Source organism: Prauserella shujinwangii (assembly GCF_003001955.1).
GTDB classification, from domain to species: domain Bacteria; phylum Actinomycetota; class Actinomycetes; order Mycobacteriales; family Pseudonocardiaceae; genus Qaidamihabitans; species Qaidamihabitans shujinwangii.
Genome location: NZ_PVNH01000010.1, coordinates 27936 through 44014 on the forward strand (window position 1 = coordinate 27936; position 16079 = coordinate 44014).

Below are 16079 nucleotides of genomic sequence, written 5' to 3' on the forward strand. Positions count from 1 at the left end.
TCAGTTCCGTACGAGGGCCCGGATCGCGCTGGCGAGCGCGGCGGTGAGCAGAAGGGGGCTGCGGCCGAGACCTGTGCGGGCGGCGGCGTAGCCGTGCGCGGCGAGTTCCTCGGAACCGGCGACGTGACCGGTGATCCGGAACCTGCCGACGCGCAGGGCGGTGTGCCCGAGCCGCTCACGCAGCGCGCGTCGCAGGGCGGCGTCGCCGTGCAGCAGGCGGTGCGCGTCCTCGTGCGCGAGAGCCGTCGCGCGCAGGGCGCCCTCGGCGTACCAGTCGCGCCAGCCGAGCAGATCGACGAGCTCCTCGCCGAGGGCGAGAGTGTCGGTGAACAGCTCCACCGTGGGGGTGGGCCGGGACACGTACCGGGCGAGCAGGAGCCGGTCGATGCCGCCGGGGCGCTCGACGACACGCGGTTCCGCGGCCGCGCACCGGCTCCGGAGCCGGGTACCGAACCCCGTCGCCGTCTCCGCCCAGTGGCGCAGCAGCGCCGGGTCGCGATGCTCGTGCGTCGGGGTGTCCGCCAGCAGCCGGGCGCCGAGTTCCACGTCGTCCAGCTCCGCCAGCGGCGCGCACTCGGCACGCAGCGCGTCGCGGCGGACCCGGCCGAGGCGGCCGAGGGCGGCGGTGACCGTGCGGGTCATGACCGGGGCTCCAGCACCGCGATCACCGGTTCGTCGGCCGCGCGTGAGCCCAGTTCGCTGCGTGCCAGGGCCAGCAGCGGTCCCGCCTCCAGCACGCCGGAGAGATCCGCGATGCGGGAACCGAGCAGCAGGCGCAGGGCCGGTGCGCGAACGCCGCCGTCGCCATAGGAGGTGGACTCGTGGATCAGGCGGGTCAGCAGCTCCGGCGCCGCGCCGACCGTGGTGCTCGCGACCTGCGCGTCGGCGGCGTGCAGGCGGACCACCCCGTCGGCGTCGAGGACGCGGACCGGGCGGCGGGGTTTGCGGAAGCGGCGGCGGAGGGTGGTGCCGTAGACGGTGTGGGCGGGGGTGGCGGCGAGCACGTCCACCGCCGACGGGTCGGTCTTGAGACTGGCCGCCGCCGCGACGAGGCGCTCGCCATCGTCGGTACGGTGCGCCCGGTCCTGGGTGCGCAGCTCGGTGGCGCCGGTGGCGACAGCCCGCACGGTGTTGGTCTGTGGGTCGACCGTGACCTCGACCTCCACCGCGTCCGGTGTGGCGCCCTGCGCCACGACCGCGGTCTCCGCCTCGGCTCGCACGCCGAGGATCTGCTCCTGGGTCGCACCGGGGATGATCCGCTCGACCTGCTCCCGGACCAGGGCGAGTGCCACACCGATGGGGCTGATCACCTCGTTGTGCGCGGCGATCCGGCCCTCGAGGCCGGTGGCGGCGGCCAGCTGCGGGGTGACGGCGGCCGCGCCGCCCCCGCCGCCGACGAGCACGGTGGCGTCGCGGTCGAGGCGGTAGTCGCCGATCAGCGCGTCCACCACGTCACGCACCTGCCGCACGCCCGCGTCCAGCACCCGCGTCGCGGCGCCCTCGACGTCCGTGCCGAGCGCCCGCGCGAGCGGCGTGAGCGCCGCGACGGCCACCGTCGGGTCACCGGCGGCGAAGTCGCCGCGCGGGACCCGGCCGAGTGCGTTGGCCGCGCAGGTCATCGTGATGGCGAAGCGGCCGCCCGCGGCGTCGAGCACCACGTAGTCGCCCGGGTCGCCCGGCAGCGGGTTCACGGTGGCGAGCGTCGCGTCGCGCAGGTCCTCCGGTGCCGCGTAGCAGGCGTACGGCAGGCCCGCGATGTGCGCGCTGCGCGGCCCGACGGCGTGCACCCGGCCTCCGGCGAGCCGCACCATGGAACCACCGCCGACGCCGACCGTGCGTATGTCCAACGCGGACAGGTAGGACGACCGGCCGAGAATGGTGGCGTGCCTGACGGTGACCTTGCCGCGGCGGATGACGCTGATGTCCGTGGACGTGCCGCCGGTCTCCAGGAACACGCCCTCGCTCACCCGTTCCTGCATCAGCGCCCCGGCCACTCCGGCCGCGGGTCCGGACAGGACGGTCAGCAGCGGCCGCCGCCGCATCTCGGTGAGTGACATGACCCCGCCGTCGCAGCGCATCACCATCAGTGGTGCGCGCACCCCGGCCTTCCGGATGCTGCGGTCCACGAGATCGGCGGTGGCCAGCATCTTCGGCATGATCGCCGCGTTGACCACGGCGGTGCGGGTGCGCTTGCGCAGCCCGTAGAGCGAGGCGATCTCGTGCGCGGCGGTCATCGGCAGCCCGTACGGGCGGGCGGCTTCGAGCACCGCTTCCTCGCCGTCCGGCAGGTCGACGCTGAACGGCTCGCTGGCCACGAGGACTTCGGCGCCTGCCTTGGTGACCTCCTCGATCGCGGCGTGCACGGCCGCGGTGTCGCCGGGATCGGGCACGTGCGCGTAGTGCAGCGGAAGCCGCTTACCCTGGGCGAGCTCCAGGTTCGCCAGCCCGGCGAGCCGCCTGGTCGGCACGGCGCCGGGGCCGCTGCCGATGCCGATCAACCCGACGGGTGCCACGTCGCCTTCGAGCAGGGCGTTCGTGGCCTGGGTGGTGCCGTGGGCGAGGAACGCGACGTCCTCCGGCGTGCGGCCGACGTCCTTCAGCAGCCGGTTCAGCGCCTCGACGATCCCGTGTGCGACACCGTCGGGATGGTGGTGGCTGGTCGGGACCTTCACCTGAGCGACGAGCTCCAGCGTGGTGGAGTCGATCGCGACGGCGTCGGTGAAGGTCCCACCCACGTCGATGCCGACGCGGATGCGGTCCGGGGCCAATGTGGACACCTCCTTGTGTCGTGGGCCGTGGGGGCTAGTAGCCGCGGATGTCGGGCCAGTGGCGCTGCACGCCGGCCCGGTCGAGCACGCGGGCGAACTCGTCGAACCGCTTGTCCTCCTCCTGCACCTGATGCGGCTGCACGTTCTCGGCGAGGCAATGGGCGGCGAGCGCTCCCGCCACCTCGCCGACGTTCCACTCCACGGGGTGGAGGCGGTAGCAGCCGTTGGTGATGTGGGTGGTGCCGATGTTCTTGCCCGCAGGCAGCAGGTTGCGAACCCGGCGCGGCACGAGCGCACCGAGCGGGATCTCGAACGGCACGGAGCCGATGTCGACGTACTGGTCACCCCCGGTGGAGGGATGCAGGTCGATGCGGTAGCCACCGATCCCGACGGAGTCGCGGTGCCGGGTGCCGCCGTACGGGCCGACGAGGTCGATGGCGACGTCGTGTTCGGTGACGGTCGTGACGGCCTTGATGCGGCGGCTCTCGCGGACGTACGCGGACTTCGCGAGGCCATCGGCGGTGCCGGTGATGTCGGGGCGGAGCCGCAGACCGGGGAAGCCGGTGCCGCCGTCGGGGCGCGGGGCCTCGGTTTGCAGCCAGTACAGGACGGACAGCGACAGCTCCCTGGCCCCGGCGAGCGCCTCGCGGGCGGTCTGTTCACCAGCGCCGACGAGCGGCTTGAGCCAGTAGTCGTTGAGCGGCCAGTTGACGAGGGTGATGTCCGAGTCGAAGGCGCCGGGCCGGTGCAGCCTGCGGGCGAGGATACGGCGGAAGCCCCACAGTTCCTTGTCGCCCGCGTCGGCGCTCTGGTCGGCGTTGATGTCGAGCGGGTCGACGTCCGGGTTGGGGACGAAGGTGCGCTCGACCGGCGCGAGTGTGCGCGGATCGGGAGCCAGGAAGCCGAGCAGCGGGCCGGGCCAGAAGTCCGGGCGGTACGAGCGCCAGAAGTCGTAACCGGCGGGCCGGTCGATGGTGTGGTCCGCGCCCTCGTGGTGGGAGACGGCGAAGCAGACGGTGATGCCCTGCTGGTTCAGCGGGTCGGCGATCTCGGGGGCGTGGGGCTCGTCGAACTCGGCGCGGGACTCGGCGCCGAGCGCGTGCTCGACAGCCGCCAGGTCCAGCAGCTCCCCGGTTTCGGTGGCGTCGATGACATACGGGGCCGCGACCGTGTGCCGGGCGCCGTCGCGGACGTCCTCCAGCGTGACGGCGCGGACGGTGTCCCCGTCGGCCTGGGCGGAGACGGGCCGGTGTTCGGTGAGCACGGTGAGCCTGCCCGCCGTGCGGTGCGGGGCGAGCATCGACTCCAGTACGGCGAGCGCGACCCTCGGCTCGTGGCAGAGCTTGCTGACCCGCCCGGCGCCCGGGTTGAGCCGCGGCAGGTCGAGAGCGTCGGCGCGCAGCGGATACCAGCGGCGGTAGTGGTCGCGGATCGCCTCACGCAGTGCCCGGTAGGTGGCGGTGACGCCGAACTGCTCCACCCAGGGGTGTTCGTCCGGCGGCACGGCCTGCGCGGTGAGCTGGCCGCCGATCCAGTCGGTCTCCTCGGTCAGGACGGCGTTTCGCCCGGCCCGGCAGACGGCGAGCGCGGCGGCGACGCCGCCCAGCCCGCCGCCCACGATGAGGACGTCGGTCTCGGCCGGAGTGGTGGTGGGGGTAGGCATGCGGTGGGTGGCTCCTTGCTCGTGCTGGTTGTGCTGGTCGGGTCGTCGGGTCAGCGGGTGGGGGCCGCGCCCGCCGTGCTCCCGGGCCGGAAGGCGCAGGACACCAGAGGCGACTCGGTTTCGCCGGTGGTGAGCAGGGCGGTCAGCGCGCGCACGGCGGCGGCGCCCAGCTCGGTTCTGGGGATGTCGAAGCCGGTGGGCCGGGGCCGGTCGGCGAGGTCGGCAGGCGGGGAGCCGAGCAGGGCGAGGGAGACGTCGGAGGGGGCGTGCAGGCCCGCGCCCTCGACGGCTGCCAGCAGCGCCCGCCAGGCGGCTCCGGTGTCGGTCTCCTCGGCGACGAAAGCGGTGACGCCCTCGGCGCACCGGCCACGCAGCCAGTCCGCTGTGATCTCCGCGGCCGGGTCCGCGGCGCGGACCACGGCGGCCGCGTCGGCGAGCCCCGCGTCGGCCAGGGCCTCGCGGAAGCCGCGCTCGCGGTCGGTGGACGCGGGGGCGTCGTCGTCCTCGCGGACCAGGATCATCCGGCGGTGGCCGAGCGCCGCGAGGTGCCGCACCACTTCGGCACTGGCCTCGACGTAGTCGGCACCGACCCAGGCCAGGTTATCGAGCTCGTCGCGGCGGCCGATGTGCACGGCCGGGTAGCCGTGCTCGACGAGCCGGCGCAGCTCGCCGGCGGGGATGTGGCGGCCGAGGAACAGGCAGCCGTCGGCGAGCCGCACCCGCTCCAGCGCACCGGGCGAGGCGGCCTGGGCACCGCCGGAGCTGGAGCCGGTGAACAACACCAGGTCGTATCCGTGGCGTGCGGCCTCCTGCTCGACGCCGACGAGGAATGGGTAGTAGGAGTGCTCCACCGCGGTCGGGAAGGTCGCGGTGAAACTGAACACGCCCAGCAGGTTGTTGCGGGCGGCGGCCAGCCTGCGGGCGGCCGGATCGGGCACGTAACCCAGTTCCCTGGCCGCCGCCAGCACCCGGGCGCACGTGTCGGGATGCAGCGCGACGCCCTGCTTGTTGCCACCGAGCACGAGCGACACCGTCGTCTGCGAGACCCCGGCCAGCCGCGCGACCTCCGCCTGCCGCGGTCGCCCACGCCGGGACTTCGCGGACTGCTTCTCGGCCACGGTGTCCTCCTCCGAACTAATACGCATTAGTTCGCCGTTGCGAGCCGTTGGTGACTGTCTAATGCGGATTAGCCAGCAGTTTGTCGCCGTATCGGGTGAACCGTCAAGGGACGCCGGGGGCTAATACCTGACTAATATCCGGCGGCTCACGGCCTGGCTGCCAAGGAGGAGCCGGCGTGGGCCGTCCCGGCCCCGCGTCGCGCGGCCCGCGCTCGGCCTCGGTCGCGAGTCGTGGTGAAAGGCGCTCGCACCGCGCTGGTCTGCGATGATGCGTGCTGAGGTGACCTAGCGGAGGGGTGTGGTGGTGAGCGGGTATCGGGCGCACGTCCCGGGGCTGCGCGTCGGCCGGAACGGCGCGGTCGGCGAGCGAGCAGGCATCCGACGTGCGGCTGGTCGCGTCGTTCGAGGGTGCGGGGGAGGCGATGCCCGGCTCGTGCGGCGCGGGTGCGGTGGGTCGCGACGTAGCCGGCCGGGTGTCGCAGGCTGGGGGAGAAGGGGCGGTTTGATGGCTGGTCACGGCCGATGTGCGCCGACGTCGGCCAGACAGGAGCACGGTCGCGCCACCGACCGGGTGGAACGGATCCTGTGCCGCGCCACCGATGTCGGCATTGACGACGAACATATGAGTTCTATTTGGACGATCGCACGAGTCACAAGGACATGGTCGTGATCACCGGCGGAATATCCGAGCGTGTGCTTTCCGGTGCCGACCGAGGAATCGGCGATGCCGGATCGTGGCCCATTCCGGGGACGTAATGATGACCAAACCCCACCTGCTCACCGCGCTGACCGCCATGACGGCGCTTCTCGCTGGCGGATGTGACAGCGGTTCTTCGGCGGACGACGTGAACGAGATGTTCGGCAAGCTCATGCGGCGGCCCCACATCGAAGCGGTCCAAGCCGACTATCTCGCGCTGCTCGACCGGATCCGCGCCCGCCTCGTCGACCAACTCGGCATCAAACCGTTCGTCCCGGACAGGGAACCGTTCAGCGGCGCGGCGTGCCCCGGCGAGATGTCCGAGGTGAAGGAAGCCCAAGTGCGCTTCTATCCCTCAGCCCGGTCACCCGGCACCATCCCGGACGCCGACTGGCCGCGCGCCGTCGAGATCGTCACCGAGATCACCAGCGAGAACGGGTTCGGCGAGCCGAGGACGGTGGTCGACCGGCCAGGCGACCACGAGGTCGCCATCTACGACACCTACGATGCCGAACTGATCATCGGCACCGCCGAGAACACCATCGTCGGCCTGAGCACCGGCTGCCACCTCACCCGTGAAGCTCACCAGCGAGGCACACCGGAGCCCGAAGAGCCCCTCTACTGACTGCTGCCGTCGTTGAATATGTGCGCTGATCCGGGTTTCGACGAACCGTTTCGGCGCAGGCGAAGGCGGCTGATCATGTCACTGTGGGACTTCGAACACCGTAACTGTCAGGTGTTGGACGCCCTGCGCGCTGATGGTAGCGGCCAGTGAGCGCATGCCATTCCAGGCTACCGCGAATCCAGCTGCGCAGGTCGAGCAGGTATCTGGTCAGCCCGGGTGAGGCGTTCTTGGCGACCTCCGCTTCCAGGACTAGGTAATTGTCCATCTGCCTGTTGTGGAGACGAGCGACTTCCAGCATGCCTTGCTGGAGTGTTCCACCACGATCAGCAGCGAGGAGCTCTGGGAGATTGGTCCCCACCCCATGCGTCACCGATTCCTTGGCCGCGGAGTAGAGATCGTTGGCATGCAGGATCAGACTGGACGCGGCAAGAGTGAGAGCGCGGACCTGAGGGGTATCGTACTCGTTGGCGCTGACCTCGTAGCCACCAACGATATCGGCGACCGCCAGGCAGGCCATGGCCCCGTTGTACGGACGTTGAATCACATAGTCACTGGTAGTAGGGGTACGCCCAGCCAGTCGGAAGGCGCTCTCTCCGGCCATGGCGAGGCACATGGCGAGGTATTCACGCCTCAGTCGTCCGACTTGAGCGGTCGACCCCAGACGGGCTGCGTGCGCAACCGTCTCACGAATACCTGACGTCACGGGATCTGTCTGAGGAGCCTCCTGGACAAGCAGAGATCGGGACAGGGTCCGCGGGTTCTCCAAGGCAGGTAGCACGCCGGCCAGCCTGGCTGCGGTCAACTCCGGAACCGCTCCTTCGACTTCTTCGTCGCAGAAGTGATCGTCGATGGCGAAGAGGGTGGCGATGTTCTGAGCGGCAAAGAACAGGTGGTCACGGCTCGCGGACCTCGGGTGTACGAGCGCGGCGAAGGTGCCGAGTCTGAAGCCGTTCAACTCGTTCCGTTGGCCTTGCAGAATTCCGACCCCGTCGATCCACTTGGTGATTTTCTCGTCCGTCTCGGCCGCCGCTGCTTCGTCGACTTCGAGAGGGAACGGACAAGCCAGCGGCGGAACTCCTCCCGCGGCCTCTGGCCACGGCCGATCGACCTTGGGAGTTCGCGAAAGTGGGTGGTGGTTCATGGAAGCCGGTCCTCCTACTGTCCTGAAGAAGGCCCTACCTGCCTGACGTTGAGGTGAGTCGTGAACGCCGGTGCTGCTCGGAGGCACGCCGCCTCGGCCGGTCATCCACGATCTTGTTGCCAACCGGGCACCTCGTCGGTGGTGTGATCACCCCGGGCAACGTAGGCACGGTGGGTCTTCTACTGCCGGCGTGGCGGTTCCGCCGGACGGACTAGTGGGAGGTGGGGCTGAGCCACATGGTCATTTCCGCCACGGTGTCGTCGGCGGATCCGGCCGAGACGTGGAAGCCGTGTTCGACGGGTGATGGCCCGAGGGACCTCGCTCGCAGCCGCACGGTCTCGCCGGCCGGGACCAGCCGGCGCGCATCAAAGGTGAGGCCGCGTGGGAGCCAGCGCAGGCTCTGCGTGCGATTCTCGTTGTCGAGCAGGTGGGAGGTCAGGCGGGTCATGCTCTCGCCGAGGACCGCCACCGGCAGCGCCGGATAGTTGTCGAAGTGACCCGTACAGTCGCCGGGCGCTGCCCGCACTTCAGCGCACATGGTGTCGCCGTCGCGCTTCAGTCGATGGAGGGGCAAGCCAGTGGTGTAGGGATTGTTCGCCTGCGGGTCCGGGGTGAGGTCAGGTCGGTGCAGATGCGCGAAGACCTTGCTGAACGCCTCTTCGGTGAACGCGGCGTAGTCCACGTCGACGCGAGCGACGGGACGGCCTGTGGTAGTGGTGAGGGTCGTGCGGGCGTAGGCCTTGCGAGGGTCGCGGAATCCCCCGGTGGCGTAGCCGATGAAACCATCGTCATCGGCTGGCGGAGTGGTGGCCAGCCAGGTGATGTCGCAGTGGGTGGCGAGATAGTAGCGGCGACGGTCGTCCGGGGCCACCGACGCGGCGGCGCACGAGCCGAGGATGGCGGTGTGCCGAGCGGCCTCGGCAATGGTGATCGGCCCCAGTTCGTCAGTGGCGGGCAGCTCCACCGGGACCATGGCAGTGGTTTCCCCAGGGGCCATTTCCCGAAGGTTCCGCAGTGCGAAGTACGGCTCGCGAACACAGATACGGAAATACAGATCGCTGTGCTTCGTCGATGTAGTAGACACCCAGTTCAGGATTCCAGGAACAGCTGGCTGACGGTACCGGCAACCGACTTAGGCAGCCGGGCGGAATCATCACGCTGCGTCGCTTTTTCTTGGTCTGCGCAGGAAGGCAGCTTTCACTCCCGGGATCCCCTTGCGCATGTGCGATGCTCGCTTGAGCCGATCGTCCAGAACCGTAACAGCCGCCCTTTCCGCCATGTGCCAGTCATCTGGTTGCCAAGTGGGAGCTCCGTTCAGGCCAGTTGGGGCACCCGGTTGCGACGGATGTCGTACCTGCTGCATCGCACTCCTCAAGGAGCGGCGGTTCGGACGTCGAGGAGCTGGATGATGTTGCCGCGAATCAACCAGTAAATGAGTGGCCCCCAACCAGAGCTCGGGACTACTCAATGCAACTCCTCCGGCCTTTCCTTCGCCATCCATCACTGCACAAGCGTGAAGAGAACTGGGACTCCTTGCCGGAGAGGGGGCCGCCATGCGAGCTTGCGAAAGCTGGACGTGTTGAGGAGCGAGACGAACGATCTCGTGGCATTGGGACGCTATGCGGACGGCCGGATACCGGACCCTTAAGCGTGTACCGTTCCGGAGAGGGCCGCAGTCGCATCACCTCCACGCTGAAAGCGATCGGGCATCCCACGTAATCGCCGCAGCCTGGTTCGCCGTGGCGGAGGGGGAGGCGCGCGTGTCGGTAGCCACCACGTTCGGTTTCGAGCAGTAGGAGGTCCTAACTTAATGACCTTGGGGGTTTGCTGGTCCGTCGTGGACGACCTTCATGGTTTTGCTCTGTGCGCGGTCGGTGCCGTGGATTGTTCCGATGGGTCGTGGGGCGTACCGAGCCGCTGTTGCCGCAGCGCCCTCTCGGCCTGGCCACCTGCCTCATCTGACGCCGACACGGCGAACGACTTTGTTAAGACCTCGCAAGGTCCTGGATCCGGTTGGCGCTTTCCGGTCGATCCGTCCGGCACGTCGGAGAGAAGATCGGCGACAAGCGGGCGATCGACCCGACTCTGGGCACGTTGCTGAAGGACGTCAAACGGAGAACACGGGGGACCTGGCCTTCGTGGGCATGCAGATCGTCGGATCCGCTGATCGTCCAGATCACCGGCCGGGCGGCCAGGGACGAGGCGCGGCACAGGAAGTTCGGCTGCTGGCGCTGGAGGAGTTCGCCAGCGTGTGGTACGTGGTCAGCTCGATACGTCTGGGGACGGCTTCCCTCCAGTGTCGCCTCTCCTTCCAGTTCCATCCCGAGTTCGGTGAAGTACGCCCGGGCTGTCGCGAGGTCGTCGACGACGAGGGCGATGTTGTCCATTCGCTGGAGTGCACCGCGCTGCTCGGTGTGGGGCATGATGATCTCCTGTCGGGGTTCGGCCATCAACACCGCCACCCGAGGGGTTCCGCCGAGGCCGGCATCACCTCGGCGGCGGTGGACACCGTCCAGCAGATCGGCGGCTCCGTCGGACTCGCCGTCCTGTTCACGATCGCATGGCCGCCACACGCAGCGGCCTGCCGGCCGAGGAGGCCGGGGTTCATGGCTACGCACCGCGTTCGCCGTGGCCTCGGCGATCTTCCTCGGCTCCGCGATCCTCACCTGGGCGCTCGTCCCGGCTCGAACGGCCGGCGCCACCCCGCCCCGTTCCCAGCCATGGTCGGACAGCTGTGACCGCGAAACGGATAGGCTGTCTGAGTATCGTGCCGATGACCTCACGCTGGAGATCCGATGCTTCACGAGCCCCCGGCGCCGCCCAAGCGTGTCGACGCCGAGCGCGACCGCGAGAAGCTCCTCGCGGTCGCCCGGGCCGCGCTCGAGGGCTCCGAGCCGGACATCTCGATGCCCGAGATCTCCCGGCGCGCGGGAGTCGGCATGGCCACGCTGCACCGGGACTTCCCCGAACGGCTGGGGCTGCTGGCGTTGGTCCGGTCCATAAGGGACACCACAGCACCGGAAAAGGTGTTGAGTGGCGCAACGTTCAGCATGGTGGTGTTCGGCATAACGATGTCGGCCTCCTTGCCGGCGGTGAGAGGGCCGGTCTTGCCGTCGGGCCGCAGGTACTTGGCGCCGTTGCTGGTCGCGTGCCGCACGACGTCACGGAAGGTGAGCAGCGGTGGTGTCCCTCGGCCGGCGTGGGCCAGTGGCACGAAGGAGTGAAGTCGCCTTGTTCCAAGACCATCTGGTTGACGACCATTCGCTGCCTGGTCATCGCGGACCGCGTCTGGGTGAACGGGTCGGCGGCGATGGTGGTCTCAACGTCGGAGCTGAGCGAGATCTCCCCGCCCATCACCATGTTCGCCAGCTGGTCGGCGGAGGAGAGACACAGCTTCCGGATGCGGTAGGCGTCCTGCGGATACCGGGCCTCGGTGCGATCGTCGCCCTCGAAGTAACCGAACGCCGCCCGCCTGCCGGCGTCCACCAGCAGACCGTTCGCCAGGAACGCCCGCTGCGCCGTTTCGAACAGGTGGTGAGGGGTGCCGACGAAGCCGGGCATCATGATCCGGCCCCGCGCGTCGATCACCGCGGCGCCGGGAGCGTGGATGTCGGGCCGCACCGCGACGAACTTCTTGCCCTCGACCAACACGTCGGCGACCTCGAAGTTCCCTACGTTCGGGTTCGTCGACATCACCGCGCCACCCCGGATCACGTACCGGCGTCCCGGACGTCCGGTATCCTTCGGTCTGGCGTCACGACCGTGGGCCGCCACCGGGGGTGCTCCGAGCAGACCGGTCCCCGCGACCGTGACGGCCACCGCCGTCGAGGCCTTCAGGAAGTCCCGTCGCCCCGACCGTGGAACCGGGTTCTCGGGGGTCCTGTCGTCGCTCCCCTCGTGCATGGGTCCTCTTCGCTGTGTGCGGCTTCGTCAGAGCGCGACGATCGCAGCGCCCGCAGCACGTTCGCGTCGGCGGAAATCACCTATGTTCACGCGTAGGGTCGGCGACGCCGGGGAGCACGGCGCGCCCATGCTGGGCCGGCGGACCGAGTGCGAGGCCGTGGAACGGTTGCTCGCCCGCGCGCGGACCGGCAACAGCGGCGCGCTGGTCTTGCGCGGCGAGGCCGGCATCGGCAAGACCGCGCTGCTCGGACATGCGCGAGCGGCGGCGACCGGTTTCCGGGTGGAACACGCGACCGGCATCGAGTCGGAAGTGGAGTTCGCGTTCGCCGGCCTCCACCAGCTGTGTGCGCCGATGCTCGACCGCCTCGACGCGCTACCCGAACCGCAGCAGGTCGCGCTGGGGGTGGCGCTCGGGCTGCGGTCCGGTGAGCAGCCGAACCGGTTCCTCGTCGGGTTGGCCGTGCTCACCCTGATGGCCGAGGTCGCCGAGGAACGGCCGCTGCTGTGCCTGCTCGACGACGCGCAGTGGCTGGACGAGGCCTCCGCGCAGACCCTCGCTTTCGTGGCACGACGGGTGGCGGCCGAACGCGTGGCGCTGGTGTTCGCGGTGCGTGACCCGGACCGGGTGACCGCCCTAGACGGGCTGCCCGAGCTGCGCCTGGCGGGATTGGACACGGCCGACGCGCTGGCGTTGCTCGCCTCGCAGGTCCCGCTCACGCTCGACGAGCGGGTGCGCGACCAGATTGTCGCCGAGGCGCGGGGAAACCCACTGGCACTGCTGGAGCTGCCCCGACTCCTGGAACCGGAGAAACTCGCGGGCGGGTTCGGTCTGCCGGACGCGCTGAGCGTGCCGCACCGGATCGAGGAGAGCTTCCAGCGGCGGTCCGCCGACCTCCCCGCCGGGACGCGGTTGCTGCTGCTGGTCGCGGCGGCCGAGCCGGTCGGTGACGCGGCCTTGCTCTGGTCCGCGGCCGCCGAGCTGGGAATCGGCGCCGAAGCGGCCGCGCCCGCCGAGCAGGCGGGGTTGCTCGATGTCGGCCCGATGACCGTGCGGTTTCGCCACCCGTTGGTGCGTTCGGCGATCTACCGTGCCGCCTCGCCGTCCATCCGGCGACGCGTGCATGCCGCGCTCGCCGAGGTCACCGACGTGAGATCGGATCCCGACCGGCGTGCCTGGCACCGAGCCCACGCGGTGCTCGGGAGTGACGAGGAGGTAGCCGCCGAGCTGGAGCTTTCGGCCGGCCGGGCGCGGGCGCGGGGCGGGTTGGCCGCCGCTGCCGCGTTCCTGGAACGGGCGACCACCCTGACTCCCGACCCCGCGGCCAGAGCGCGCCGGGCGCTGGCCGCCGCGTATGCCAAGCACGAGGCCGGGGCCTCGCGCGCGGCACTGGAGTTGTTGACCGCCGCCACCGACGGTCCGCTCGACGAGCTGCGGCGCGCTCGGGCCCAACTGTTGCGGGCGCAGATCTCGTTCACCAGAACACGGGGGAGCGAGGCGGCCGGGATGCTGTTGGACGCGGCGAAGGTACTGGATCCGTTGGCTCCCGACTTGGCCCGCGAGACGTACCTGCAGGCGATCGAGGCGGCGATCCTCGCCGGGCCTTTCTGCCCCGAGCAGCGGGTGCTGGAGGTGGTCGCCGCCAACGTGACTGCTCGAGCGTCCGGGGCGCGAGGACCGGTCGAGGAGTTGTTCGACGGTCTCGTGACCACGTTCACGCACAGTTGGGAAACTGCCGTTCCCGTCCTGCGGCGGGTGCTGGAGTCGCTGCGCGGTCACGAGATGTCCGTGGGGGACGTCGACCGCCGCTGGCTCTGGCTGGCCGCCCGCATCGCGGTGGCGGTGTGGGACGACGAGACGCTCTCCGTGCTGGCCGACCGTAACGTCCGAATCGCTCGAGGTGCCGGTGCGCTCGGCACGCTCCCGTACTCGCTCGAGTTCCTCGCGACCGTGCTGATCCACACCGGCGAGCTCGTCCGAGGCGCCGAGCTCATCGCCCAGGTGGCCGCCCTCAGACACGCCACGGGGGACCCGCCGCTCAACCGGGCGCGGATCATGCTCGCCGCCTGGAGCGGCCAGCAGGACGAGGCCGCCGAGCTGTATACGGCCCTCACCGAGGACGCGACCGACCGAGGCGAGGGCGCGTCGCTCGCCCAGGCCGAGTACGCGCTGTCGGTGCTCCACAACGGTCTGGGCAACTACGACGCCGCGCTCGCCGCCGCGGAGCGGGCCTGCGAGTTCGACGAGCTCGTGCACACCAGCCTCGCCCTGCCCGAGCTGATCGAGGCGGCGGTCCGCGGCGCCCGACCGGCGCGGGCGGCCGACGCGCTCGGGCTGCTCAGTGCGCGGGCTCACGCGAGCGGCACCCCGTGGGCACTCGGGCTCGAGGCCCGCTCGCGGGCGCTGACCAGCACCGGTCCGGCAGCCGAAGCGCTCTACCGCGAGGCGGTCGATCGACTCGGCGGCTGCCGGATGGCGACCCACCTGGCCCGCGCGCACCTGGTCTACGGCGAATGGCTACGCCGCGAGGGCCGGCGCCACGTCGCACGTGACCAGCTGCGGATCGCCCATGACATGCTGACCGCCATGGGCGCGACGGCGTACGCGACGCGGGCCGCCAGGGAACTACGCGCCACCGGTGAGAATCCGCGCAGGCGGACCGCCCAGCCGGTGGACCAGCTCACCGCACAGGAGCTGCACATCGCGCGGCTGGTCGCCACCGGCGCCACGTCCAAGGAGGTGGGCGCCCAGCTGTTCCTGAGCCCGCGCACGATCGACGCCCACCTGCGCAGCATCTTCCGCAAGCTCGACATCACCTCCCGCCGGCAGCTCAGGAATATGCCGCTCCCGTGACCGCCCCCTCGGCGGTCACCGATCTCGCTGAGCCGGGTGGTCGGTGCCAGTGCGCGCCAGCTGACGATGTCGGGGGGGTGACGTTGTGGCGCGGGCGCGCTGTCCCCCGAGGACGCTGCGCGGGCAGGTGGTGGCCGGTCCGGCCTGGGGGAGCGGCTACGCCGTGATGAAGGGACCGAGCACGGTCCCACCTCGGGCCGCGTCGTCAACCCGTGTCCACCTACCTCGTCGCCGTCAACGGCAACGCGATCTTCCACGCGACGGGCCGCCGGCTGCGCGAGCTGCCGTTCACGCAGGACAAGGTGCTGTGCGCCGCCGCTCCTCAGCCCGCGTCGGGAACGGTCACGGTGTCGCAGTCGATCGTCACCTCGCCGACGGTCGGGTGGTGGACGGTCTGGACGACGCCGCGGTGAGCGGCGGCGCCGGGACCTGGGGTGGTATACGGCGCCGATCGATCTGTCGCCTGTCGTATGCGCGTCGGCCCTGGTCGCGGAGTGAGGCGACCGGACCTGGAGAACATCCGGCCCTGACCACAGCCCGGAACGTGGGGGAGGCCAGCGGGTGATGACGAGACAGCGCCTGCTCCTTCTCCTCAACCCCATCGCCCGGCGTCGGCACTGGCTATCGATCGAGCTGGAACGAGCCGTGGCCGATGTTGGTGTGGTCGGCGATGGTGCGGATCATGTGCAGCAGGGTCTGGTGAAGTTCGTCGGTCATGCGGTTCTCGGCGACGCCGCGGAGGAAAATCTGGTTGATGCCCTTGATGGCTGCCCGGCCGGCGGCTTGGAACAGGTCGTCACGATCAGGATCGTCGAGGGTGATGCTGGTTCCGGCGGTTCGCCGTGCGACCTCGACCTCCGCCATGGCGACCACGCCGGGGTTGGCCAGGGCCATGGCGCGAGTGAGCGCGGCTTCGTCGTGGTCGACATGGTCTCGCAGGTCGTGCCACCACATGTCCACCAGGTCGATGAACTCCACGTCGGGGTTCTCCCGGTACAGCTCGATGATCCGCTGCTCGCGAGATGCCGGCCATTCGGTGATGAAGTCGAGCTTCGACGGGAAGTATCCCGTCACGGTCCGAGGCGACACTTCCGCTGCTTCGGCGATGTCGGCGATCGTCGTCCGCTCGTACCCGCGCTCGGCGAACAGGCGCAAGGCCGTGTGCAGGATGCGCCGGCGCCGCCGTGCCTTGGACCGTTCCCGAAGCCCCGGACCGTCGTTCGTCACCATCGTCCTCCAGCATCCTTGGTCGATCGCTCGCTGCCTGTGCGAGCACTTGCACGCAGCGTACATGCAGACGATAGCATAGTTGC

The 16079-nt window shown here is 70.2% G+C and carries 12 protein-coding genes and 1 pseudogene; 3 read left to right on the forward strand and 10 right to left on the reverse strand.

Annotated features, from left to right (window positions below; genetic code table 11):
* Genes B0I33_RS22725 through B0I33_RS22740 form a run of 4 tightly spaced genes read right to left on the reverse strand, consistent with a single transcriptional unit; the run spans position 1 to position 5549 of the window.
* Positions 1 to 642, reverse strand: a complete 642-nt coding sequence (locus tag B0I33_RS22725; protein WP_245900948.1) for a hypothetical protein — start codon at positions 640 to 642, stop codon at positions 1 to 3.
* Positions 639 to 2777, reverse strand: a complete 2139-nt coding sequence (locus B0I33_RS22730; RefSeq protein ID WP_245900950.1) for a hydantoinase/oxoprolinase family protein — start codon at positions 2775 to 2777, stop codon at positions 639 to 641. The genes B0I33_RS22725 and B0I33_RS22730 overlap by 4 nt, the downstream gene beginning before the upstream one ends.
* Positions 2778 to 2802: 25 nt before the next feature.
* Complete coding sequence (locus B0I33_RS22735) at positions 2803 to 4431, reverse strand: FAD-dependent oxidoreductase (protein ID WP_106180901.1); 1629 nt, start codon at positions 4429 to 4431, stop codon at positions 2803 to 2805.
* Positions 4432 to 4481: 50 nt separating this feature from the next.
* The gene (locus B0I33_RS22740) at positions 4482 to 5549 is read right to left on the reverse strand and encodes a LacI family DNA-binding transcriptional regulator (RefSeq protein WP_245900952.1); all 1068 of its coding nucleotides are present in this window, start codon (positions 5547 to 5549) and stop codon (positions 4482 to 4484) included.
* Between the two features lie 758 nt (positions 5550 to 6307).
* Here B0I33_RS22740 and B0I33_RS22745 point away from each other — a divergent pair.
* Positions 6308 to 6871: an LppA family lipoprotein gene (locus B0I33_RS22745; RefSeq protein WP_106181141.1), complete on the forward strand. Its 564-nt coding sequence runs from the start codon at positions 6308 to 6310 to the stop codon at positions 6869 to 6871.
* Positions 6872 to 6944: 73 nt separating this feature from the next.
* Here the strand turns inward: B0I33_RS22745 and B0I33_RS29760 are convergent, their stop codons facing one another.
* The 5 genes and pseudogenes from B0I33_RS29760 to B0I33_RS30535 all read right to left on the reverse strand — a co-directional run.
* On the reverse strand, positions 6945 to 8012 hold the full coding sequence (locus B0I33_RS29760; protein ID WP_146147548.1) for a terpene synthase family protein: 1068 nt from the start codon (positions 8010 to 8012) through the stop codon (positions 6945 to 6947).
* A 211-nt stretch (positions 8013 to 8223) separates the two neighbouring features.
* Positions 8224 to 8976, reverse strand: a complete 753-nt coding sequence (locus tag B0I33_RS22750; RefSeq protein WP_146147549.1) for a hypothetical protein — start codon at positions 8974 to 8976, stop codon at positions 8224 to 8226.
* Between the two features lie 1021 nt (positions 8977 to 9997).
* Positions 9998 to 10678, reverse strand: a complete 681-nt coding sequence (locus tag B0I33_RS30235) for a VOC family protein (protein WP_219927244.1) — start codon at positions 10676 to 10678, stop codon at positions 9998 to 10000.
* 379 nt (positions 10679 to 11057) lie between these two features.
* The gene (locus B0I33_RS30530; RefSeq protein WP_245901002.1) at positions 11058 to 11786 is read right to left on the reverse strand and encodes an amidohydrolase family protein; all 729 of its coding nucleotides are present in this window, start codon (positions 11784 to 11786) and stop codon (positions 11058 to 11060) included.
* A 30-nt stretch (positions 11787 to 11816) separates the two neighbouring features.
* Positions 11817 to 11915, reverse strand: a pseudogene (locus B0I33_RS30535) (twin-arginine translocation signal domain-containing protein); the annotation flags it as partial.
* A gap of 82 nt (positions 11916 to 11997) precedes the next feature.
* Here B0I33_RS30535 and B0I33_RS22765 point away from each other — a divergent pair.
* On the forward strand, positions 11998 to 14766 hold the full coding sequence (locus B0I33_RS22765) for an ATP-binding protein (RefSeq protein WP_106180904.1): 2769 nt from the start codon (positions 11998 to 12000) through the stop codon (positions 14764 to 14766).
* A gap of 212 nt (positions 14767 to 14978) precedes the next feature.
* Entirely contained in the window at positions 14979 to 15179 is a 201-nt protein-coding gene (locus tag B0I33_RS22770) for a hypothetical protein (RefSeq protein WP_106180905.1), read from the forward strand.
* A gap of 208 nt (positions 15180 to 15387) precedes the next feature.
* On the opposite strand, the gene B0I33_RS22775 is transcribed toward B0I33_RS22770, so the two are convergent.
* Positions 15388 to 15996: a TetR/AcrR family transcriptional regulator gene (locus B0I33_RS22775; RefSeq protein WP_181193420.1), complete on the reverse strand. Its 609-nt coding sequence runs from the start codon at positions 15994 to 15996 to the stop codon at positions 15388 to 15390.
* Between the last annotated feature and the right edge of the window lie 83 nt (positions 15997 to 16079).